This is a genomic window from Streptomyces sp. NPDC088254 (genome assembly GCF_044740925.1).
Classification (GTDB): Bacteria; Actinomycetota; Actinomycetes; order Streptomycetales; family Streptomycetaceae; genus Streptomyces.
In genome coordinates this window covers 177021-198331 of the sequence record NZ_JBIURQ010000015.1, presented here as the reverse complement: position 1 = coordinate 198331, position 21311 = coordinate 177021, and the positions used below count along the sequence as shown (strand labels likewise).

The following is a 21311-nucleotide window of genomic DNA, read 5'->3' as shown; positions in this document are numbered from 1 at the left end:
GGGACCCCCCTTTGTCGTGCGTTCCGCAATGCTACGGCCCGAGATCGGCGGTGAGGGGCGGACAGAGGCCCGCCCCTGCCCTCCGCATCCGCCCGCCGCACATGCGCCTACGATGACCCCGACCCACCGATCAGCCGATCACCGCGCTCCCGCCGAGCCCCGGGCCGCTCGGAGCGCCGCTCCTGGGGAGGATCCCTTGACCGACAGCCGCGAGGTCCCCGCCGGACCCCTCACTCCCGCCGGGCCCAGCGCCGACGTCCACGCCTTCATCGCGGGTCTGCCCAAGGCCGAGCTGCACGTCCATCACGTCGGCTCCGCCTCCCCGCGGATCGTCTCCGAGCTGGCCGCGCGCCACCCCGACTCCAAGGTGCCCACCGACCCCGAGGCGCTGGTCGACTACTTCACCTTCACGGACTTCGCGCACTTCATCGAGGTGTACCTCTCCGTCGTCGACCTGATCCGCACCCCGGAGGACGTCCGGCTGCTCACGTACGAGGTCGCCCGGGACCTGGCCCGCCAGCAGGTGCGGTACGCCGAGCTGACCATCACCCCCTTCTCCTCCACCCGCCGCGGCATCGGCGAAGTCGCCTTCATGGACGCGATCGAGGACGCCCGCAAGGCCGCCGAGGCCGACTTCGGGACCGTGCTGCGCTGGTGCTTCGACATCCCCGGCGAGGCCGGTCTTGAGGCGGCCGAGGAGACCACCCGGCTCGCCACGGACGACCGGGTGCGCCCCGAGGGACTGGTCTCCTTCGGGCTCGGGGGGCCGGAGATCGGCGTGCCGCGCCCGCAGTTCAAGCCGTACTTCGACCGGGCGATCGCCGCCGGCCTGCGCTCGGTGCCGCACGCGGGCGAGACGACCGGCCCTGAGACGGTCTGGGACGCACTCACCCACCTGCGCGCCGAGCGCATCGGGCACGGCACCAGCTCCGCGCGGGACGAGAAGCTCCTCGCCCACCTCGCCGAGCACCGGATCGCCCTGGAGGTCTGCCCCACCTCCAACATCGCCACCCGCGCGGTGCGCACCCTCGACGAGCACCCGATCAGGCGGTTCGCCGAGGCGGGCGTCCTGGTCACGGTCAACTCCGACGACCCGCCCATGTTCGGCACCGACCTGAACGCCGAGTACGCGGTCGCCGCCCGCCTCCTCGACCTGGACGAGCGGGGCCTCGCCGATCTCGCGAAGAACGCCGTCGAGGCGTCGTTCCTGGACGGCCCCGGCAAGGCCCGCCTCGCCGCCGAGATCGACGCCTACACCGCGGGGTGGTCCGCCCCCTGAGGGCGGCCCGCGCCGGCGCCCCACCACAATGAAGGCCATGCAGACCGTGACCGCCGTGGCCCATCGCGGCGACCCGTACCGCTTCCGTGAGAACACCCTCGACTCACTGCGTTCCGCGCTCGACCGGGGCGCGGACGCCGTGGAGATCGACGTACGGCTCACCAGGGACGGCGTGCCCGTTCTCCTGCACGACGAGACGCTGAAGCGGCTGTGGGGGCACGAGCGGCCGCTGCGGTCGCTGTCAGCCGCCGAGGTGCGCGATCTGACGGAGGGCGGGGTGCCGACCCTGACGGAGGCGCTGGCCGCGACCGAGGGCGCGCGGGTGATGCTGGACCTGCCGGGGACGAGGGACACGCGGGCGGCGCGCCGGATCGCGGACGCCGTCCGTGAGGCCGGCGCGGCCGACCGCGTCTACTACTGCGCCGACGCCGCCGCGATGCTCGCGGTGCGCGCCGCCGACCCGTCGGCCGAGATCGCCCTGACCCACACCAGCCGCGCCCCCGTCCGCCCCGCGGTGCTGGCGGCGATACGGCCGCGCTGGCTCAACTACCGCTTCTCACTGGTCGATCGCGACCTGGCCGACCGTGTGCGCCGGGACGGGCAACTGCTGTCGGTGTGGACCCCGGACACCCGACGCTCGATGCGCCGGCTGCTGGACCTGGGCGTCGACTCCATCACGACGAACCGCGTCGACGTGCTGTGCGCCCTGCGCAAGAACGGCTGACGGCCGCCGGCGAGGCCGTGCTCAGGCGGCCGCCGCGGTCCAGGCGTTCGAGGTGAGGGCAGCCGGCCGCTCGCAAAAGGTGCCCCGTTCATCCGCACCGCGTCCAGCCGCTCAGCCGCGGCTGTCCCTCCCCTCCCTCGTCTCCCGCGCGTCCGTGGCCGCGCTCGGCTGGGCCGAAGGGGCGATGGACGCCCGGGAATCCTCCGCGGACGGAGACGGTCGGGTCGAGTCGGCGGCCGGTGCCCCGGTGCCGGTGCGGCGATCGGGGCCGGGGGTCGGGGCCCCCTCGGTAGGTCCCGCCCCGGTCGACGCGGCCGCCGCTGTCGGGGACTCCTCGGTCGGGGTGGGGCTCGCGGGTGGTGTGGGCGAGCCACTGAAGGGGCTGCTCATGGGCGGCGGGGCGAGCGGCACCGCGGGCGATGCGGGTGCCTCGGACGCCGACAGGCGCAGGGGCAGCACGACGGCGGCGGCGACGGCGCAGGTCACGCCGACCCCGGCCGCCGTGCGCAGCAGCCGGCGGCGGGCCGCGCCCCGGCGGATGTCCTCGTACCGGCCGGGCGGCGGGGCGAGATGAGCGGCGGCGGGCCGCAGGATGACAGCGAGGGGGTCGTCGGGGGCGCCGTGCGTGCCGTCGTCGAAGTCGTCAGCGGGTGTGATCAAGGCTTCTCCTCAGGTGGGCGCGGAGCAGTTCTCGGGCCGCGTGGAGATCGGCCTTGACGGTTCCCTCCTTGCGCCCGGTCAGCGCGGACACCTCGCTGATGGGCATGTCAGCGTAGTAGTGCAGCAGGATCGGCACGCGCAGCCGGTCCGGCAGGGACTGCACGAGCATCCGCACCGAGGGGTCCGCCGGTTCCACCGAAGCGCTGACCGCGGCCTCGGCGGTGACCCGGCGCACGGCCCGGCGTTCCCGTTCGACCTTGCGCCAGTGGTCGCGGACCAGGTTGGCGGCGGTGACATAGAGGAAGCCCTGCGGCTCCGCCACCGCCGACCAGCGGGCCCAGAGCCGGGTGAACGCCTCGGAGGCCATCTCGTGCGCCGTCCCGTCGTCGTCGACGAGACGGCGGCACCAGCCGGCGAGGCGGGGGTAGAGGGCGGCGAACAGCTCGGCCGCCTCCTTCTCGCGGGACCGTTTCACCGTTCTCCTGGTTCTCCTGACGAGGCCGCCGTCGAACCGGTCGCGGAGCCTCGCGCCGGGACCAGTGCCGCGAAGACGATCACGTTGTCGCGGTACTCCTGGCCGTCGCGCGGCCCGCCGCACGTGATGAGGCGCAACTCGGGCCGGTCCACGTCGCCGTAGACCTGCTGCGTCGGGAAGTCGGCCTTGGCGACCGTACGGACGGCGGTGACGGCGAACTCGGCCGTCGTGCCGTTCTCCAGGCGCGCCTCGATCCGGTCCCCGTCGCGCAGCCGGTCGAGGCGGCGGAAGACGCCGTCCCCGAACGCGCCGACGGTGACATGGCCGAGGATCACCGACGGGCCGGTCTGACCCGGCGTCGGCGAGTGCCGGTACCAGCCCGCCCGGTCGTCCGCCTCGATCGGGGGCACCTCGACGCTGCCGTCGGGGGTCAGCCCCAGCGCCATGAGCGGGGTGTCGACCCCGATGGCCGGGACCCGCAGCCCGACCGGCGTCGACCGCGCGAGCGGCCTGGCCGTCGCGGCGGCGTCGGCGCGGCCGGCGTTCCGCGCACCCGTTCCTGACGAGACGTCGGATGGCCGGTCCGCAGGCGGCCGTTCGGCCGTGCCGGCCTCGCCGCAGCCGGTGAGCAGCACCGCCCCGGCCGCGGCGAGGAAGGCGCGCCTGGAGTACGGGCTCATGCCCCGGTGGTCCGCTGGCGACGCACGAAGTACATGCCGGCGCCGCCCGCGAGGAACACGGCGGCGACGCCCGCGCCGATCACACCGGCCTCGCCGGTGGAGTCCTCGGAGGTGGGAACCGCGCCGGTGTCGGCCGCTCCCCTCGGGACGACGCCCACCTGGCCCCGGCTGGAGGAGTCGGTGGCGGGCTCGGCCACGGGCGTGGGCCTGGCACTGGCGTCGACCGCGGGCGCCGTGGGAGCAGTCGTCGGGCCCGTCCCGTCGGCGGACGCGGGCACGGCGGTCGCCAGCAGTGCGGCGCCCGCGACGGCGAGGGCTCCGAGACCGGTGCGGTATGTGAAACGCATGAATCGCTCTCCTTCGTCGGTCCGCGCACACGGCACCCGGGCGAACTCCACGGGCTGTGTGACGGATCGAGCGGAGAGACGAGGCAGCGCCCGAGCGGGTTGTAAAGGGATGGCAAAGTGTGGGATCCGGGTCGATGCTGGGGGGATCGGTGACGACCGTGTGCGCGAATGTTGAAGGAGGCTTGCGGGGGTCTCCGGGGTCCCGTAGTACGTGAAGCATGAACTTGTTCACCCGTGCTGCGTCCCTGCGCCGCCCGGCTCCCCCCACAGAGTCCCAACTCCCTGACGACGGCGAGGCGTTCGCCTCCTCCCCCAGGGATCCCGCGCTGGCGGCGCTGACCGGGGAGTGGATGATCGACCCGGCTCACAGCCGTCTCGGTTTCTCCGTGCGCCACGCCATGGTGACGACCGTGCGCGGGGCCTTCACGGAGTACCGGAGCCGGCTCTTCTTCGACGGACGCGATCCGTCCCGCTCCCGGGCGGAGATCGTGCTCTCCACGGCCTCGGTCGACACGGGGGTGGAGCAGCGCGACGCCCATCTCGTCGGCCGTGACTTCCTGGACGCCGCGACCTATCCCCGTATGCGCTTCATCAGCAAGACGGTCCGGCTCACCGACAACGAGGTGTACCGGATGAGCGGCGACCTCACCATCAAGAGCGTCACCCGCCCCGTGGACCTGGAGCTGACCTACATCGGCCGGGTCACCGACCCGTTCGGGTACGAGCGGGTCGGCTTCGACGGGACGACCACCATCAACCGCTCCGACTGGGGCCTGACGTACAACGCGAGACTCGCGGAGGGAGGCGCCATGGTGAGCGAGAAGGTGCGCCTCCAGTTCGACATCGCCGCGATCCGCAACGGCGCCGCCGGCTGAGGACGTCGTCCCTCGCGGACCGGCCCGGCGAAGGCCGGTCCGCGAGGCGTCGAACACCCCGGCGCCGAGGGGACTTACACGTCCAGCGAGGTCATGACGTGCTTGATCCGTGTGTAGTCGTCGAAGCCGTACGCCGAAAGGTCCTTGCCGTACCCGGACTTCTTGAAGCCGCCGTGGGGCATCTCGGCGACCAGCGGGATGTGGGTGTTGATCCACACACAGCCGAAGTCGAGCTTCTTGCTCATCCGCATCGCGCGGCCGTGGTCCCTGGTCCACACCGAGGACGCGAGCGCGTACTCGACGCCGTTGGCCCACTCCACCGCCTGGTCCTCGTCACTGAAGGACTGGACGGTGATGACCGGGCCGAAGACCTCGTTCTGGACGATCTCGTCGTCCTGCCTCAGGCCCGAGACGACGGTCGGCGCGTAGAAGTAGCCCTTCTCGCCGACCTGGTGGCCGCCCGCCTCGACCTTGGCGTGGGCGGGGAGGCGCTCGATGAAGCCGGAGACCTGCTTGAGCTGGTTGGGGTTGTTCAGCGGGCCGAAGAGGACGTCCTCGTCGTCCGGCTGCCCCGTCTTCGTCTCGGCGGCGGCCTTGGCGAGCGCGGCCACGAACTCGTCGTGGATGGCCTCCTGGACGAGGACGCGGGTGGCCGCCGTGCAGTCCTGCCCGGCGTTGAAGAAGCCCGCGACCGAGATGTCCTCGACGGCCTTGGGGATGTCGGTGTCGTCGAAGACCACGACCGGGGCCTTGCCGCCCAGCTCCAGGTGGACCCGCTTGAGGTCCTTGGAGGCCGACTCGGCGACGGACATGCCCGCGCGCACGGAACCGGTGATGGAGGCCATCGCCGGGATCGGGTGCTCGACCATGAGCCGGCCGGTGTCACGGTCGCCGGTGATGACGTTGAAGACGCCCTTGGGGAGGATGCCGCCGATGATCTCGGCGATCAGGACCGTGGACGCGGGGGTGGTGTCCGACGGCTTCAGCACGACGGTGTTGCCCGCCGCGATCGCCGGGGCGAACTTCCACACCGCCATCATCATCGGGTAGTTCCACGGGGCGACCTGCGCGCAGACGCCGACCGGCTCCCGGCGCACGATGGAGGTCAGGCCCTCCATGTACTCGCCGGCGCTGCGGCCCTCCAGCATCCGGGCCGCGCCCGCGAAGAAGCGGATCTGGTCCACCATCGGCGGGATCTCCTCGGTGCGGGTCAGCCCGACGGGCTTGCCCGTGTTCTCCACCTCGGCAGCGATCAGATCCTCGGCGCGCTCCTCGAAGGCGTCCGCGATCTTCAGCAGGGCCTTCTGGCGCTCGGCCGGGGTGGTGTCCCGCCAGCCGGGGAACGCCGCCTCGGCGGCCCGCATCGCGGCGTCCACGTCCGCCTGCCCGGACAGCGGCGCGGTCGCGTACGCCTCCCCGGTCGCGGGGTTGACCACCTCGGTGGTCCGTCCGTCGGCGGCATCCCGGAACTCACCGTCGATGTAGTTACGTAGCTTGCGCAGCCGACGCAGCTCGGTGCTCACTGCCGGCCCTCCAGTTCGCGTGTGTCCAATGACTGAGACACCCACCCTAGTCCGTGCCCCGACGCTTTCAACACCCCCGCTCCTGCCGGTGCTGCGAAATCCGCAGGTGTCACCTTCGTAAACAACGAATTTCATCGCCTCGACCTTGCGAAACCGACGAGAGGTCGTGCACAGTGAGCCCGTGGCCAGTCGAAGCGCAGAGCAACGGGACTCCCGCGAGTCCAAGAACGGCACCCCTCACCTGGATGCCGTCAGCCTCGCCATCATCGAACAGCTCCAGGAGGACGGCCGCCGGCCGTACGCCGCGATCGGCAAGGCCGTCGGCCTGTCGGAGGCGGCCGTGCGCCAGCGCGTCCAGAAGCTGCTCGACCAGGGCGTGATGCAGATCGTCGCCGTCACCGACCCGCTCACCGTGGGCTTCCGCCGGCAGGCGATGGTCGGCATCAACGTCGAGGGCGACGTGGAGGAGATCGCGGAGGCGCTGAGCGACATGGCGGAGGTCGAGTACGTGGTGATGACAGCGGGCTCGTTCGACGTCCTCGCCGAGATCGTCTGCGAGGACGACGACCACCTGCTGGACGTCATCAACAAACGCATGCGGGCGCTGCCCGGCGTGCGCTCCACCGAGAGCTTCGTCTATCTGAAGCTCAAGAAGCAGACCTACATGTGGGGAACCCGATAACCGTGAGGACCCGATAACCGTGAGCACCAAGGACCTCAGTCGCAGCGCCTACGACCACCTGTGGATGCACTTCACCCGCATGTCGTCGTACGAGAACTCCCCCGTCCCCACCATCGTCCGGGGTGAGGGCACCTACATCTACGACGACAAGGGCAAGCGCTACCTCGACGGTCTCGCGGGCCTGTTCGTGGTCCAGGCCGGTCACGGCCGCACGGAACTGGCGGAGACCGCGTTCAAGCAGGCGCAGGAGCTGGCGTTCTTCCCGGTCTGGTCCTACGCCCACCCCAAGGCCGTGGAGCTGGCGGAACGCCTCGCCCACCACGCCCCGGGCGACCTGAACAAGGTCTTCTTCACCACCGGCGGCGGCGAGGCCGTGGAGACCGCCTGGAAGCTCGCCAAGCAGTACTTCAAGCTGGTCGGCAAGCCCACCAAGCACAAGGTCATCTCCCGCGCCGTCGCCTACCACGGCACCCCGCAGGGCGCCCTGTCCATCACCGGCCTGCCGAGCCTGAAGGCCCCCTTCGAGCCGCTGGTGCCCGGCGCGCACAAGGTGCCGAACACCAACATCTACCGCGCGCCGATCTTCGGCGACGACCCCGAGGCGTTCGGCCGCTGGGCCGCCGACCAGATCGAGCAGCAGATCCTCTTCGAGGGCCCGGACACGGTCGCCGCGGTCTTCCTGGAGCCCGTCCAGAACGCCGGCGGCTGCTTCCCGCCGCCGCCCGGCTACTTCCAGCGGGTGCGCGAGATCTGCGACCGGTACGACGTGCTGCTCGTCTCGGACGAGGTCATCTGCGCCTTCGGCCGGCTCGGCACCATGTTCGCCTGCGACAAGTTCGACTACGTCCCCGACATGATCACCTGCGCCAAGGGCATGACCTCCGGCTACTCCCCCATAGGCGCGTGCATCATCTCCGACCGCCTGGCCGAGCCGTTCTACAAGGGCGACAACACCTTCCTGCACGGCTACACCTTCGGCGGCCACCCCGTCTCGGCGGCCGTGGGCCTCGCCAACCTCGACCTGTTCGAACGCGAGGACCTCACCGGTCACGTCCTGGCCAACGAGGGCGCGTTCCTTTCGACCCTGCAGAAGCTGCACGACCTGCCGATCGTCGGTGACGTCCGCGGCAACGGCTTCTTCTACGGCATCGAACTCGTCAAGGACAAGGCGACCAAGGAGTCCTTCGACGCCGAGGAGACCGAGCGTGTCCTGTACGGCTTCCTGTCCAAGGCCCTCTTCGACAACGGCCTGTACTGCCGTGCCGACGACCGCGGCGACCCGGTCGTCCAGCTCGCCCCGCCGCTGATCTCCGACCAGCGGACGTTCGACGAGATCGAGCAGATCCTGCGGGCGACCCTCACGGAGGCGTGGACGAAGCTGTGATCTTCCGCTGAGGTGATCAACACCGGCCCCGGTGCCCGCCGTTCGAGTGAGAACGGCGGCCCGGGGCCGTGTGCTGTGCGGATGCCCGCCATGACGTCCTTAGCGTGCTCGTGACCGTTCGGCCCTCCCTTCGTTCACCCGGACGGGGGAACGGCACGGAACGCGGCACGCAATCACGGACCTGAACCGAGGTGTACGCCCATGGAGGCCCCGCCGGACAACGACGTGCTCTGGGCACGCTCACTGCACTTCACGCACCCCGACGGCTCACCGGCGCTCGGCGGTGTCTCACTGGGCGTGCACGAGGGCGAGATCCTCGCCGTCACCGGCCCGCGCGGCAGCGGCAAGACGGCCCTGCTGCACTGCCTGTCGGGACTCGCGCCCGTCCAGCGCGGCGAGGTCTGGTTCAACAGCGTGCCCGTGCACACCATGGGGCCCGCGGCCCGCGAGCGGCTGCGCCGCGACCGCTTCGGCTGGATCGACCCGGTCCCGGCGCTCGTCCCGGAGCTCAACGTCTGGGAGAACGCGGCCCTGCCGCTGATGCTGCGCGGCACCAGCCGCCGGCGCGCCAAGGCCGCCGCCCTGGAGTGGCTGGACCGCCTCGACGTCGGCGAGCGGGCGCGCTGCCGCCCGCACGAGCTGACCCAGGCGGAACGCCAGCGCGTGTGCATCACCCGCGCCCTCGCCCCCGCCCCGTCGGTCCTCTTCGCCGACGAGCCCACCGCGCCCCTGCACCGCGCCGACCGCGCGCATGTGCTGCGCACGCTCACCACAGCGGCCCGTTCGCACGGCATCACCGTCGTGCTGGCCACCCACGAGGCGGAGACCGCCGCCCTCGCCGACCGCACCGTGTCCCTGCTGGACGGACGGCGCGTCAAGACGCTCCACCTCCCGCCCGCCGCAGAGACGGAAGGCCGGGCCGCGTGCTCGCTCTCCGCCTGACCCGCAGCGCCCACCCCGCCGTCCAGCTCCGCCGTCTGACGGTGACGGCGGCCTCGGCGGGCACCGGCTTCCTCCTCCTGTGCGCCCTCGGCCACGCGCTGTCCCACCCGGACACCCCGGGGGTCTCCGCGCTCCGGCTCGCCTGGTGCGCGCTCCCGTTCGCCACCACGGTCCAGCTCGCCCTGGCGGTGGCCCGCACCGACCCCGGCACCCGGCCCCGCCCGGGGCTGGCCGCGATCGGCCTGGGCCCCGCCCGTCTGATGGCGATCTCGGCCACCACGACCGCCCTCGCCACCGCCGTCGGCTCCCTCCTCGCCCTGCTGGTCTTCCTCCACCTCCGCGGCGACCTCACCGGCCTCCCCTTCGACGGCGCCGCGGCCCCCTCCCTCGCGGCGGGCACCCCGCTCCCCCTCCCGGCGACTCTCACCCTGCTCGCCCTCCTCCCCGTCACGGCCTCCACGGTGACGGCCCTGTCCCTGCGTCCGCGCGACCCGGCCGGCACGACTCCCGCCAGGGGCGAGGACGGCACCGACGCCGACACCGACCGCGCGACGGGCGGCGCCCTGGCGGCCCTCCTGGACGCGGGCGCCACCCGGCGTCTCGCGGAGGCCGACGAGCCGGCGGTCACTCGTCCCGGGGCGGAAGAGGCGGGCACGGCCGAGACCCGGCACGCGCCGGCCGACGGCCTCCCGCCCACCGGCATCCCCCCGCTCGTGCTGGACCGGCGGCGTGCGGGCGCCGGCGCGCACGGCCTCCCCCCGGCCCCTGCCAACGCCGCACCCCGGACAGCGGACGCCGACGCCCCGGACGACCTCCCCCCGCCCGCCGCCCCCGACCCCACGAGCCTCCCCTGGGGCGCGGCCCTCCTGGCCACCGGCCTGGCCGTCGAGTCCTACGCCGCCCGCACCACCACCGCCGCCCCCCTGCCCCTGCCCGGCGGCCCCACCAGCCCCGCCGCGGTCCTCGCCGGCTGGGCCCTCACCGTCGTGGGCCTCGCCCTGGCCGGCCCCGGCCTCACCCATCTCTGCGGCCGCCTGCTCCAGGCCGCCCGCCCCGGCGCCCTGCGGCTGCTGGCCGGACGAGGCCTGATGCAGGAGGCGTCCCGTATCGGCCGCCCCCTGGGCGTCCTGTGCGCCGTCGTCTCCGGCGCGTACTCGATGTCCGCGCTCCACGCCTCCACCACCGCCGCCTCCCCCACCCCGATGGACCTGGCCTTCGGCGGCCCGCTGGCCACCCTCGGCGCGGTCCTGGTCGCCGGCTGCGCCCTCGCCACGCTTCTGACGGCCGCCGTGGAGGCCCGTCAGGCCCGCGCCGACACCACGGCCGCCCTGCTCCGCCTCGGCGCCCCGAGCACCGCGCTGCGCACCGCCGCCGCCTTCCGCGCCGGCGCCCTCGCCGCCCTGTTCGTCCCGCTCACCCTGACGGTGTCCGCGCTCGCGGCCCTCCCCCTGACCGTCTGAGAGAACACGGGGAACACATTCCCGACCCACCGATGAGTTCCGAGCGGATCCCCGGTCTACCCACCGAAGGCACCGAGCCGCACACGCTCACCGCAGGACCGCACCGCACGGTCCGGCCTCCGGGCCGAGCCGCTGGACCAAGCCAGGAACGACCGATGGGAGAACCCCGATGACCGCCCGCGCATACCAGCAGATGATCTTCGTCAACCTGCCCGTGAACGACCTCGACGCCTCGAAGAAGTTCTTCACGGATCTGGGCTACTCCATCAACGCCCAGTTCAGCGACGACAAGGCGGCCTCTGTCGTGATCAGCGACAACATCATGGCGATGCTGCTCACCAAGCCGTTCTACGCCACCTTCACCAAGAAGGAGATCGCGGACGCCACCGCGACCAGCGAGGTCCTCGTCGCACTGAGCGCCGAGAGCCGCGAGAAGGTCGACGAACTCGTCGACCGCGCCCTGTCGTTGGGCGGCACCCCCAGCGGCCCCACCCAGGACCACGGTTTCATGTACGGGCGTTCCTTCGACGACCTGGACGGCCACACCTGGGAGATCGTCTGGATGGACCCGGCCTCCATCCAGGACTGAGCGCGAGCGGGCGGCACGGGCGGGTGCGACTTCTCGCACCCGCCCGGCCGTTGGACGGCACACGCGGGCCATGAGATCGATTCCCACGACGAGTTCGGCCTGCGGGTTCGAGACGGCGCAGAAGGCGCTGAAACCTGGCGGCGGTTAATGGGCGGGCAAAGCCCGTGGGCGTGAACCCTTCCCGCGTTGACAGATCTTATGGAACGCTTATAGACCAGTGAGTCCCCAGGGGTCGCTGCAGCGACAGCATCGGGGGCGTCACCTGCCCGTCCACCCCCCGCAGTTGTGCATCACGTAAGGACAAACGTGTCCCCATCCCGCCGTACCGCCGCTCGTTCGGTGCGCATGCTCGGTGTCACCGTCGCGTCGGCCGCCTTCGTCCTCGGGGCCTCGGGTTCCGCGCTGGCCGGCGACATAGCGGACTTCTCCGCGTCCGCCGCCTGTGACGGCGCGAAGGGCGTCATCACCGTCACCGACAAGGACAAGACGGCGACCCCGGCCGTCGTCACGGTCTTCCTCCAGAACAACAACGCCGACCTCCGTCAGGTCGGCGTGGCGCAGACGGTGATCGGCTCGGCCAAGGGCGCCACCGTCACCTTCGCGGAGGACTGGGAGCCGGGCGCGGTCTACCGGGTCCACATCACGGCCGTCGACGCCGATCTGAACGCCGACATCGAGCCGAACCTCACCACCCCGGCCAAGGGCTGCAAGAGCGACAACCCCAACAAGCCCGACAAGCCCGAAAAGCCCGGGAAGCCGTCCGCGTCCAGCACGCCCACCGCCCCGGCCGCGACGCCGTCGTCGACCCCGTCCGACACGACGTCCGGCACCGCCACGTCCGGCGCGCCGGCCCCGTCGCCCTCGGCGGACGACAGCAGCGCGCCGGCCGACACCGGATCGGGCCCCGCGTCCAGCAACGCGCCGTCCCCCGGCCTCGGCGAATCCAACCTCGCCGAAACCGGCTCCGGCGCCCCGACCGGCGCGATCGTCGGCGTCGCGGCCGCCCTCCTCGCCCTCGGCGGAGGAGCCGTCTTCTACGGCATGCGTCGCCGAGGCGCCGACAACCACTGACCGAAGCCCTGTGGCCCGTCCCCCGGTGGGGACGGGCCACAGGCATGTCGACCCGCTGCGGTTCGCCACCGCTCAGCCGAGAACGACGGTCTCCGCCGGGTCGAAGCTCACGCCCACCGCGGCACCGACCTCCGGGGCCAGGCGCAGGGGGCACGCGGCCTCCAGACGGGGGGCGTCGGCCGGCTGGAGGTGGAGGGTGACATGGCTGCCCTTGAAGGTGCGGGCGGTGACCGTGCAGGGCAGGCCGTCGTCCGCGTCGGCCAGGAGCACCCCGGCCGGGCGTACCAGGAGCGTGCGGGGGCCCTGCGGGGAACCGGGCGGAACCGGGGTCTTGCCCCACGGGGTGTCCGCGACATCGCCGGCGACGTTCGCCTCGACCACGTTGTCGAAGCCCAGGAAGCGCGCCACGAAGGCGTCCGCCGGCCGCTGCCACACCTCAAGAGGCGTGCCGGACTGGGCGATCCGCCCGTCCCGCATCACCACCACCCGGTCGGCCAGCGCGAACGCCTCACCCTGGTCGTGGGTGACCGCGAGCACGGTGGTGCCCAACCGTCCGAACAGCTCCCGCAGTTCGACGACCAGCCGTTCCCGCAGCGACCGGTCGAGCTGGCCCAGCGGCTCGTCGAGCATCAGCAACCGGGGGCGGGGAGCGAGCGCACGGGCCAGCGCCACCCGCTGCTGCTCACCGCCGGACAGCGAGGCGACGGCCCGGCGGGCGGCGCCCGGGAGGCCGACAAGGTCCAGCAACTCCCGGACCCGCTCGCCCTGTTCATGCCTGGCATGGCCGTGCATCCGCAACCCGAAAGCCACGTTGCCGCCCACGTCCCGCTGCGGGAACAGCTGATGGTCCTGGAACATCAGGCCCAACTCCCGCTTGTGCGCGGGCACCTTGGTCTGGTCGCGCCCGTCGAGCAGCACCCGCCCCGCGTCGAGCGGCTGGAGCCCCGCCACCGCCCTCAGCAGCGTGGACTTGCCACTGCCGCTCGGCCCGAGCACGCACACCACCTCGTGTTCGGCGACGGCGAGATCGACGCCGTCCAGCACGGCCCGCCCTCCGAACCGCACGGTCGCGCCTTCGAGCCGCAGCAGCATCAGAACTCCCCGGTCCGGTCGGTGCGCAGCCGCTCCAGCACCAGCAGGGCCACCGCGCACACCAGCATCAGAATCGTCGAAAGAGCCATTGCCTGGCCGTAGTTGAGTTCCCCGGCGCGGCCCAGCAGTCGGGCCACGGCGACCGGCAGCGTCGGGTTGTCGGGCCGGGCGATGAACACCGTCGCCCCGAACTCCCCGAGCGACACCGCGAACGCGAACCCGGCGGCGACCAGCAACGCCCGCCGCACCAGCGGCAGATCGACCTCCCGCCACACCCGCCACGGCGACGCTCCCAGCACGGCCGCCGCCTCCCGCAGTCGTACGTCCACCGCCCGCAGCACCGGCAGCATGGTCCGCACGACGAACGGCACGCCGACCAGCGCCTGCGCGAGCGGCACCAGCATCCACGTGCCACGCAGGTCGAGCGGGGGCTCGTCGAGCGCGATGAGGAAACCGAAGCCGACGGTCACCGCCGAGACGCCCAGCGGCAGCATCAGCAGCGCGTCGAAGCCGCGGACGAGGCGTCCGGCGTCCCGCCGGGTGAGCGCCGCCGCGGCCAGGCCGCCGATCAGCACCGCGACGGCGGTCGCGGCGACGGCGTACTCCAGCGAGTTGCCGACCGCCTCGATCGGCGGGACCAGGAAGACGTTGCCGTCGTCACGGGTCAGCGCCCGGTAGTAGGCGAAGTCCGGCGCGTCCAGCGAGCGCTGCACCAGCACGGCGAGCGGCAGCACCAGCAGCACGGCGACGCTCGTCAGCACCCCGCCGAGCAGCGCCCACTGCCCGGCCCCGCGGGGCCGCCGCGCGGTCAGCTTCGCGTCCACCAGCCGCAGCGCGCTCTCCCGCCGCCGCACCGTCCAGGCGTGCACGGCGAGGATCGCGCCGACGGCCAGGAACTGCACGAGGGTCAGGACGGCGGCCGTGGACAGGTCGAAGATCTCCGAGGTCTGCCGGTAGATCTCCACCTCCAGCGTGGAGAACGTGGGCCCGCCGAGGATCTGGACCACGCCGAAGGAGGTGAAGGTGAACAGGAAGACCATCAGCGCGGCAGCGGCCACGGCGGGCCCGAGGGCGGGCAGGGTGACCGTGCGCCAGGCCCGCAGCCGGGAGGCGCCGAGCAGCCGCGCGGCCTCCTCCTGACGGGGGTCGAGCTGCGCCCACAGCCCGCCCACGGTCCGTACGACCACCGCGTAGTTGAAGAAGACGTGGGCGAGCAGGATCGCCCACACCGTGGTGTCCAGCCGTACGCCCCACAGCTCGTCGAGCAGCCCGCCCCGCCCGACGAGCGCCAGGAACGCCGTGCCGACGACGACCGTCGGCAACACGAACGGGACGGTGACGACAGCCCGCAGCACCTCCTTGCCCGGGAAGGAGAAGCGGGCGAAGACGTACGCCCCCGGCAGCGCCACCAGCAGGGTGAGCGCGGTGGAGGCGACCGCCTGCCAGGCGGTGAACCACAGGACGTGCCGGATGTCGGACTGCCCGAGCACGTCGAGGAGACGGCCGAAGCGCCATGCGCCGTCGACGTCGAGCCCGCGCGCGACGATCGCGGCGACGGGCCAGGCGAAGAAGACCCCGAAGAACGCGACGGGCAGGACCATGAGCCCGAGCCGCGCCGCGTTCCCCGAACGCCTCCTGGCCGGGGCTACTTCAGTACGAGCGAGGTCCACGACTTGACCCACTGGTCGCGGTTCTCGGCGATCTTCGCCGGGTCCATGGTCTCGGGGTCCTTGGCGGCGGGCCCGTACTTCGTGAACTCGGCGGGCACGGCGGTGCCCTTGACCACCGGGTAGACGAACATGTTGAGCGGCATGTCCTGCTGGAACTCCTTCGACAGCAGGAAGTCGATCAGCGCCTTGCCGCCCGCGCTGTTCTTCGCGTTGCTCAGCAGGCCCGCGAATTCGACCTGCCGGAAGCAGGTGCCGGCCGCGACGCCGGTCGGGGCGGTGGCGGGCTTGGGCTCGGCGTAGATCACCTCGGCGGGCGGCGAGGAGGCGTAGGAGACGACGAGCGGCCGGTCGGCGCCGGCCTTCCTGCCGCCGGCCGAACCGGAGAACTCCTCGTTGTAGGCCTGCTCCCAGCCGTCGACGACCTTCACGCCGTTGGCCCGGAGCTTCTTCCAGTAGCCCTCCCAGCCGCCGTCGCCGTAGCGCGCGGCGGTGCCCAGCAGGAAGCCGAGGCCGGGCGAGGAGGTGGAGACGTTCTCGGTGACCAGGAGGTTCTTGTAGGCGGGCTTGACCAGGTCGTCGAAGGAGGCGGGCGGGGCCAGGTCGTGGTCGGCGAAGTACTTCTTGTCGTAGTTGACGCAGATGTCGCCGTGGTCGACGGGGGTGACCCGGTGCTTGTCCGCGTCGAGCCGGTACTCGGCGCCGACCTGGTCGAGGCCCTTGGCCTCGTACGGCTGGAACAGGTCGTTGTCGAGAGCGCGGGAGAGCAGGGTGTTGTCGACGCCGAAGAAGACGTCGCCCTGCGGGTTGTCCTTGGTGAGGATCGCCTTGTTGACGGCCTGCCCGGCGTCGCCGTCCTCCAGGACGCGCACCTTGTACCCGGACCGCTTCTCGAAGTCGGCGAGCACGTTCTTGGAGACGGACCAAGAGCTGTGGCTGACGAGGGTGACGGTCTTCGAGCCGCCGCCGGACCCGGCGTCGCCGCCCGATCCGCTGTCGCCGGACGACGACGAACCGCACGCCGACAGCGTGACGAGACCGAGGCCCACGGCCGCGGCCACGAACGTCCTGGTGTGCACTGGATTCCTCCTGGGGTTGACCAGGAGAAGACGCGGCCCTGCCCGGGGTCCGCCAACGGGCCCGGGCAGGGCGCAACAGCTCGAGTGATGACCGAACTTCCTACCCAGAATGACCTGGGCGAGGTTCAGAGGGTCTGCGGCCGGTGCCGCACTCTCAGCGCTGTGGCGCTCCCCTGTCGGAATACGAAGATATGAACTTGTCCGGGAACAGACTACCGCTCGGTGGCCGCGAGCTGGCCACAGGCCCCGTCGATCTCCTGGCCCCGGGTGTCCCGAATGGTGACGGGCACGCCGTGCGCCGCGATCGCCTCGACGAACGCCTTCTCGTCCTCGGGCCGGGACGCGGTCCACTTGGACCCGGGCGTCGGGTTGAGCGGGATGAGGTTGACGTGCACGGGCCGGCCCTTGAGCATCCGGCCGAGCCGGTCGCCGCGCCAGGCCTGGTCGTTGATGTCGCGGATCAGCGCGTACTCGATGGACAGGCGCCGCCCGGACCGCTCGGCGTACTCGAACCCGGCGTCGAGCACCTCGCGCACCTTCCACCGCGTGTTCACGGGGACGAGGGTGTCGCGCAGCTCGTCGTCGGGGGCGTGCAGCGAGATGGCGAGGCGGCACTTGAAGCCCTCGTCGGTGAACCGGTGGATGGCCGGCACCAGCCCGACGGTGGACACGGTGATCCCGCGCTGCGACAGCCCGAGCCCGTCGGGGGTGGGGTCGGTGAGCGCGCGGATGGCGCCTACGACCCGCTTGTAGTTGGCGAGCGGCTCGCCCATGCCCATGAAGACGATGTTGGACAGCCGCGCCGGCCCGCCGGGGACCTCCCCGTCGCGCAGCGCGCGCATCCCGTCCACGATCTGGTGCACGATCTCCGCCGTGGACAGGTTCCGGTCGAGACCGGCCTGCCCGGTCGCGCAGAACGGGCAGTTCATCCCGCAGCCGGCCTGCGAGCTGATGCACATGGTCACCCGGTCGGGGTAGCGCATCAGCACCGACTCCACGAGCGTCCCGTCGAACAGCCGCCACAGCGTCTTGCGGGTCGTGCCCTGGTCCGTCGACAGATGCCGTACGACGGTCATCAGCTCGGGAAGCAACGCCTCCCGCAGCTTCTCCCGCGCCCCGGCGGGGATGTCGGTCCACTCCGCCGGCTCGTGCGCGTACCGCGCGAAGTAGTGCTGCGACAACTGCTTCGCCCGAAACGGCTTCTCACCGATCTCCGCCACCGCCTCCTTCCGCTCGGCGGGCGAGAGATCAGCAAGATGCCGCGGCGGCTTCTTGGCTCCACGGGGGGCGACGAATGTGAGTTCTCCGGGCTTAGGCATGGCGCTACCAGTGTCGCAGATCAACTCCGCGACCCCGAGCGCTCCCGGGGTGGGGGCGGTCACCCGAGTCAAGCCGTGTGCTTGTGCATGACGTCGAGGTAGTGCCGGTCGCGGTGGGGGACGTGGTTGTTGCGGGCCGGGAGGCTGAAGACCGCGCAGACGTTCGCGGGCTGGGTGAGGATGCTCGACTGCCGGCCGAAGGTGAGGTTGCTGTTGACCTCGTGCAGGCAGCCCGCGCTGTCGAGGGCTGCGGTGAGTTCCTCCCGAAGGACCGTCGCTTCGTGGGTCTCGGACTCGGGCAGGACGAGCGGTGGGAGTTTCGTCGTCGAGCCGGGCCATAGGCGGATCCAGATGCCGCTGACCCGCCGCTGAGTGACTTCCAGCTCCAAGCCGTCCCAGGCGTAGGGATAGCCGTCGATGTCGGGCCCCTTCAAGCGGATGGCCGGGTGTGGACGGCCCGGCCCGAGAAGGTCTTCGGCGTCGGCCAAGGGCATGCCGCAGTGCAGCGGTCCGATCCGGCCGGTGCGGGCGAAGTCGACAAGTACGTCCGTCAAGGTCACGGCAGTGACTGTGGCAGTCACAGGCTCCCACGCGCACTCCGATATCACGACGGGCCCCCGTCCGGGAGGACGGGGGCCCGTGCGTCGGCAGAGGGCGGGGTGGTCAGGTGGAGCCTACGAAGATCACCAGGAGGAGCCAGACCACCGGGGCCGTCGGCAGGAGGGAGTCCAGGCGGTCCATGATGCCGCCGTGGCCGGGCAGGAGCGTGCCCATGTCCTTGATGCCGAGGTCCCGCTTGATCATGGACTCGCCGAGGTCGCCGAGCGTGGCGCTGACCGCGACCGCGAGGCCCAGCAGCAGCCCCTGCCACCAGGTGCCGCCGTCGATCAGGAACTGCATGCACAGCGCGCCCGCGACCATGGCGAACGTCACCGCCCCGAGCAGGCCCTCGCGGGTCTTTCCGGGGCTGATGCGCGGGGCGAGCTTGTGTTTGCCGAAGCGCCAGCCGACGGCGTACGCGCCGGTGTCGCTGACCACCGTCAGCATCAGGAACATCAGCACCCGCTGCGCGCCGTCCTCGGCCGTCAGCATCAGCGAGACGAAGGTGGCGAGGAACGGGACGTAGAACGCCGCGAAGAGACCGGCCGTGACGTCCTTGAGGTAGCCCTCCGGGGGTTCCGTCATCCGCCAGACGAGGACCGCCAGCGCGGTGAGGGCCATGGCCACCCACGCGCCCTCGGCCCCCCGGACGTACCCGGAGACGACCATCGCCGCCCCGCCGAGCGCGAGCGGCACCAGCGGAGCATTGATCCCCTTGCGCTCCTGCAGCCTGCTGGTCAGCTCCCACAGCCCGACGACGACGGCGATCGCTATGACACCGACGAACACGGCCTTGACGACGAACAGCGACGCGACGATGACCGCGCCGAGTCCGACGCCGACCCCTATGGCCGCGCCCAGGTCACGGCCCGCGCTCTTCTTCTGCGGCGCGGGCGCCGGCTGCGGGGCGTCGGGCATGGGCTCCGGATTCTGCGGCGCCGCCGCAGGGGGCTGCACCGACGGTGTGTCGTCGCGGTACGGGCCGCCGCGGCGGTTCCCGTCGCGGAACGACTCGTGGGGGAACGATTCGTTCTGGGACGACTCCTCGCGGAACGCGTGCGGCGTCTCGCGGTGAGGCGTCCCGTCCCGGAACGCGGGGCCGCCCGGACGAGCGGCCCCCCGGTCGTCATCCTGGTGTCCGCCGGGAGCGGGTACATCGGGGACGATGGGCATGGGGCGAGTCTGCTGCGCCTCAGGCGCATCGTAGCCGGGACCCGCCGGGGCGGCCCCCTGGACAGGTCCCTGGTCGTTGGGCCCCCAGTACCCCGCCTGTGAACCGGCGTGCGGCGGAGCGCCCCAGGAAGAGTCGTTCATCAGACCTCGAGCAGCTCCGCTTCCTTGTGCTTGAGGAGCTCGTCCACCTGGGCGACGTACTTCGCGGTGGTGTCGTCGAGCTCCTTCTCCGCACGGCGGCCCTCGTCCTCGCCGACCTCGCCGTCCTTGACGAGCTTGTCGATCGCGTCCTTGGCCTTGCGGCGGACGGAGCGGATGGACACCTTGGCGTCCTCGCCCTTGCCCTTGGCGACCTTGATGTAGTCGCGGCGGCGCTCCTCGGTGAGCTCGGGGAACACCACCCGGATGATGTTGCCGTCGTTGCTCGGGTTGACGCCCAGGTCGGAGTCGCGGATGGCCTGCTCGATGTTGCGCAGCGCGCTCTTGTCGAACGGGGTCACGACCGCCATGCGCGGCTCCGGCACGGAGAACGAAGCCAGCTGGTTGATCGGCGTCGGCGCGCCGTAGTAGTCGGCCACGATCTTGTTGAACATCGCCGGGTGCGCACGGCCGGTGCGGATCGCGGCGAAGTCCTCCTTGGCGACCACGACGGCCTTCTCCATCTTCTCCTCGGCCTCGAGGAGGGTCTCTTCGATCACCACTTGCTCCTGCGTGTCTTGAGTAGGCCCGGCTGCGGTTCCTTGCGGAGGCGGCGGCCGGCTGCGTCGCGTCTTCTTCCTGCACGGTTCCCGACCGGCAGGACATTGTCCATCCCCCGACCAGGGTCCGTCCCCCGGCCAGGCTTTGTCATACGAACTGCGGTTCGACCGGTCAGACCCGGTCGCCTTCGTCACCCACAAGCGTGCCGATCTTCTCACCCTTGACGGCCCGGGCGATATTGCCCTCGGCCAGAAGCTCGAAGACGAGGATCGGCAGCTTGTTGTCGCGGCACAGCGTGACCGCCGTGGCGTCGGCGACCTTCAGGTCGCGGGTGATGACCTCGCCGTAGCCGAGGGCGTCGAACCTGACCGCCTCCGGGTTGGTCTTCGGGTCGGAGTCGTAGACGCCGTCCACGCCGTTCTTGCCCATGAGCAGCGCCTCGGCGTCGATCTCCAGGGCGCGCTGGGCGGCGGTGGTGTCGGTGGAGAAGTACGGCATGCCCATGCCCGCGCCGAAGATGACCACGCGGCCCTTCTCCAGGTGCCGCACGGCGCGCAGCGGGATGTACGGCTCGGCGACCTGGCCCATGGTGATGGCGGTCTGGACCCGGCTGTCGATGCCTTCCTTCTCCAGGAAGTCCTGGAGGGCGAGGCAGTTCATGACGGTGCCGAGCATGCCCATGTAGTCGGAGCGGGCGCGGTCCATGCCGCGCTGCTGGAGCTCGGCGCCGCGGAAGAAGTTGCCGCCGCCGATGACGACCGCGATCTCGGCGCCGTCCCGGACGACGGCGGCGATCTCGCGGGCGATCTTGTGCACCACGTCGGGGTCGACGCCCAGGCCGCCGCCGCCGGAGAACGCCTCTCCGGACAGCTTCAGCAGGAACCGGCCGCGTACTTTGCCGTCGTCAGTCTTCTGGGCCTTGGTGGTCATGGGAGATCCCGCCTCTTTCACGTGGTGCACATACGAAGAAGGCCATTGCCGGTGGGGTGTC

General features: G+C 71.7%; 21 protein-coding genes, 1 pseudogene and 1 riboswitch. Of the genes and pseudogenes, 9 read left to right on the top strand and 13 right to left on the bottom strand.

Going from position 1 to position 21311, the window contains the following annotated elements:
- Positions 1 to 137 precede the first annotated feature (137 nt).
- Positions 138 to 1279 (top strand): annotated as a pseudogene (locus tag ACIOC0_RS36495) (adenosine deaminase).
- Positions 1280 to 1316: 37 nt separating this feature from the next.
- Positions 1317 to 2003: a glycerophosphodiester phosphodiesterase gene (locus tag ACIOC0_RS36490; protein WP_402160606.1), complete on the top strand. Its 687-nt coding sequence runs from the start codon at positions 1317 to 1319 to the stop codon at positions 2001 to 2003.
- 111 nt (positions 2004 to 2114) lie between these two features.
- On the opposite strand, the gene ACIOC0_RS36485 is transcribed toward ACIOC0_RS36490, so the two are convergent.
- The 4 genes from ACIOC0_RS36485 to ACIOC0_RS36470 are packed head-to-tail and all read right to left on the bottom strand — an operon-like array spanning position 2115 to position 4165.
- Positions 2115 to 2663, bottom strand: a complete 549-nt coding sequence (locus ACIOC0_RS36485) for a hypothetical protein (protein ID WP_402160604.1) — start codon at positions 2661 to 2663, stop codon at positions 2115 to 2117.
- Positions 2647 to 3138, bottom strand: a complete 492-nt coding sequence (locus tag ACIOC0_RS36480) for an RNA polymerase sigma factor (protein ID WP_402160601.1) — start codon at positions 3136 to 3138, stop codon at positions 2647 to 2649. Before ACIOC0_RS36480 ends, ACIOC0_RS36485 begins: the two co-directional genes overlap by 17 nt.
- The gene (locus tag ACIOC0_RS36475; RefSeq protein WP_402160599.1) at positions 3135 to 3818 is read right to left on the bottom strand and encodes a class F sortase; all 684 of its coding nucleotides are present in this window, start codon (positions 3816 to 3818) and stop codon (positions 3135 to 3137) included. The genes ACIOC0_RS36480 and ACIOC0_RS36475 overlap by 4 nt, the downstream gene beginning before the upstream one ends.
- Positions 3815 to 4165, bottom strand: coding sequence for a sortase-dependent protein (locus tag ACIOC0_RS36470; protein ID WP_402160596.1), 351 nt, complete (start codon positions 4163 to 4165; stop codon positions 3815 to 3817). Before ACIOC0_RS36470 ends, ACIOC0_RS36475 begins: the two co-directional genes overlap by 4 nt.
- A gap of 218 nt (positions 4166 to 4383) precedes the next feature.
- On the opposite strand from ACIOC0_RS36470, the gene ACIOC0_RS36465 reads away from it, so the two are divergent.
- A complete protein-coding gene (locus tag ACIOC0_RS36465) occupies positions 4384 to 5040 on the top strand; it encodes a YceI family protein (RefSeq protein ID WP_402160593.1) in 657 nt (218 codons plus the stop codon).
- A 74-nt stretch (positions 5041 to 5114) separates the two neighbouring features.
- Here the strand turns inward: ACIOC0_RS36465 and ACIOC0_RS36460 are convergent, their stop codons facing one another.
- On the bottom strand, positions 5115 to 6563 hold the full coding sequence (locus ACIOC0_RS36460; RefSeq protein ID WP_402160590.1) for a gamma-aminobutyraldehyde dehydrogenase: 1449 nt from the start codon (positions 6561 to 6563) through the stop codon (positions 5115 to 5117).
- Between the two features lie 166 nt (positions 6564 to 6729).
- Between ACIOC0_RS36460 and ACIOC0_RS36455 the strand changes: the two genes are divergently transcribed.
- The 6 genes from ACIOC0_RS36455 (at position 6730) to ACIOC0_RS36430 (ending at position 12691) form a co-directional block, all read left to right on the top strand.
- The gene (locus tag ACIOC0_RS36455; RefSeq protein ID WP_402160587.1) at positions 6730 to 7245 is read left to right on the top strand and encodes an Lrp/AsnC family transcriptional regulator; all 516 of its coding nucleotides are present in this window, start codon (positions 6730 to 6732) and stop codon (positions 7243 to 7245) included.
- Between the two features lie 19 nt (positions 7246 to 7264).
- The gene (locus tag ACIOC0_RS36450) at positions 7265 to 8629 is read left to right on the top strand and encodes an aspartate aminotransferase family protein (protein WP_402160585.1); all 1365 of its coding nucleotides are present in this window, start codon (positions 7265 to 7267) and stop codon (positions 8627 to 8629) included.
- Between the two features lie 201 nt (positions 8630 to 8830).
- A complete protein-coding gene (locus ACIOC0_RS36445; RefSeq protein ID WP_351095961.1) occupies positions 8831 to 9571 on the top strand; it encodes an ATP-binding cassette domain-containing protein in 741 nt (246 codons plus the stop codon).
- Positions 9553 to 11031 (top strand): hypothetical protein, encoded by a 1479-nt coding sequence (locus ACIOC0_RS36440; protein WP_402160582.1) that lies wholly within the window; start codon positions 9553 to 9555, stop codon positions 11029 to 11031. The genes ACIOC0_RS36445 and ACIOC0_RS36440 overlap by 19 nt, the downstream gene beginning before the upstream one ends.
- A gap of 169 nt (positions 11032 to 11200) precedes the next feature.
- Positions 11201 to 11620 (top strand): VOC family protein, encoded by a 420-nt coding sequence (locus ACIOC0_RS36435; protein ID WP_130444730.1) that lies wholly within the window; start codon positions 11201 to 11203, stop codon positions 11618 to 11620.
- A gap of 306 nt (positions 11621 to 11926) precedes the next feature.
- Complete coding sequence (locus tag ACIOC0_RS36430) at positions 11927 to 12691, top strand: LAETG motif-containing sortase-dependent surface protein (RefSeq protein WP_402160580.1); 765 nt, start codon at positions 11927 to 11929, stop codon at positions 12689 to 12691.
- A gap of 72 nt (positions 12692 to 12763) precedes the next feature.
- Here ACIOC0_RS36430 and ACIOC0_RS36425 read toward each other — a convergent pair whose 3' ends face one another.
- From ACIOC0_RS36425 to pyrH, 8 genes are all read right to left on the bottom strand, one after another.
- Complete coding sequence (locus ACIOC0_RS36425; protein ID WP_402160578.1) at positions 12764 to 13783, bottom strand: ABC transporter ATP-binding protein; 1020 nt, start codon at positions 13781 to 13783, stop codon at positions 12764 to 12766.
- Positions 13783 to 15384, bottom strand: coding sequence for an ABC transporter permease (locus ACIOC0_RS36420; protein WP_402160575.1), 1602 nt, complete (start codon positions 15382 to 15384; stop codon positions 13783 to 13785). The genes ACIOC0_RS36425 and ACIOC0_RS36420 overlap by 1 nt, the downstream gene beginning before the upstream one ends.
- A 44-nt stretch (positions 15385 to 15428) precedes the next feature.
- Positions 15429 to 16529, bottom strand: coding sequence for a thiamine ABC transporter substrate binding subunit (locus ACIOC0_RS36415; RefSeq protein WP_402160573.1), 1101 nt, complete (start codon positions 16527 to 16529; stop codon positions 15429 to 15431).
- A 79-nt stretch (positions 16530 to 16608) separates the two neighbouring features.
- Positions 16609 to 16714, bottom strand: a riboswitch (TPP riboswitch).
- Positions 16715 to 16741: 27 nt separating this feature from the next.
- On the bottom strand, positions 16742 to 17848 hold the full coding sequence (rlmN, locus tag ACIOC0_RS36410; RefSeq protein WP_352247150.1) for a 23S rRNA (adenine(2503)-C(2))-methyltransferase RlmN: 1107 nt from the start codon (positions 17846 to 17848) through the stop codon (positions 16742 to 16744).
- Positions 17849 to 17916: 68 nt separating this feature from the next.
- Complete coding sequence (locus ACIOC0_RS36405; protein WP_402160571.1) at positions 17917 to 18408, bottom strand: hypothetical protein; 492 nt, start codon at positions 18406 to 18408, stop codon at positions 17917 to 17919.
- Between the two features lie 103 nt (positions 18409 to 18511).
- Entirely contained in the window at positions 18512 to 19762 is a 1251-nt protein-coding gene (locus tag ACIOC0_RS36400; RefSeq protein WP_402160568.1) for a phosphatidate cytidylyltransferase, read from the bottom strand.
- On the bottom strand, positions 19762 to 20319 hold the full coding sequence (gene frr / locus ACIOC0_RS36395) for a ribosome recycling factor (RefSeq protein WP_130444716.1): 558 nt from the start codon (positions 20317 to 20319) through the stop codon (positions 19762 to 19764). The genes ACIOC0_RS36400 and frr overlap by 1 nt, the downstream gene beginning before the upstream one ends.
- Positions 20320 to 20491: 172 nt before the next feature.
- Positions 20492 to 21250, bottom strand: a complete 759-nt coding sequence (pyrH, locus tag ACIOC0_RS36390) for a UMP kinase (protein ID WP_402160567.1) — start codon at positions 21248 to 21250, stop codon at positions 20492 to 20494.
- Positions 21251 to 21311 lie beyond the last annotated feature (61 nt).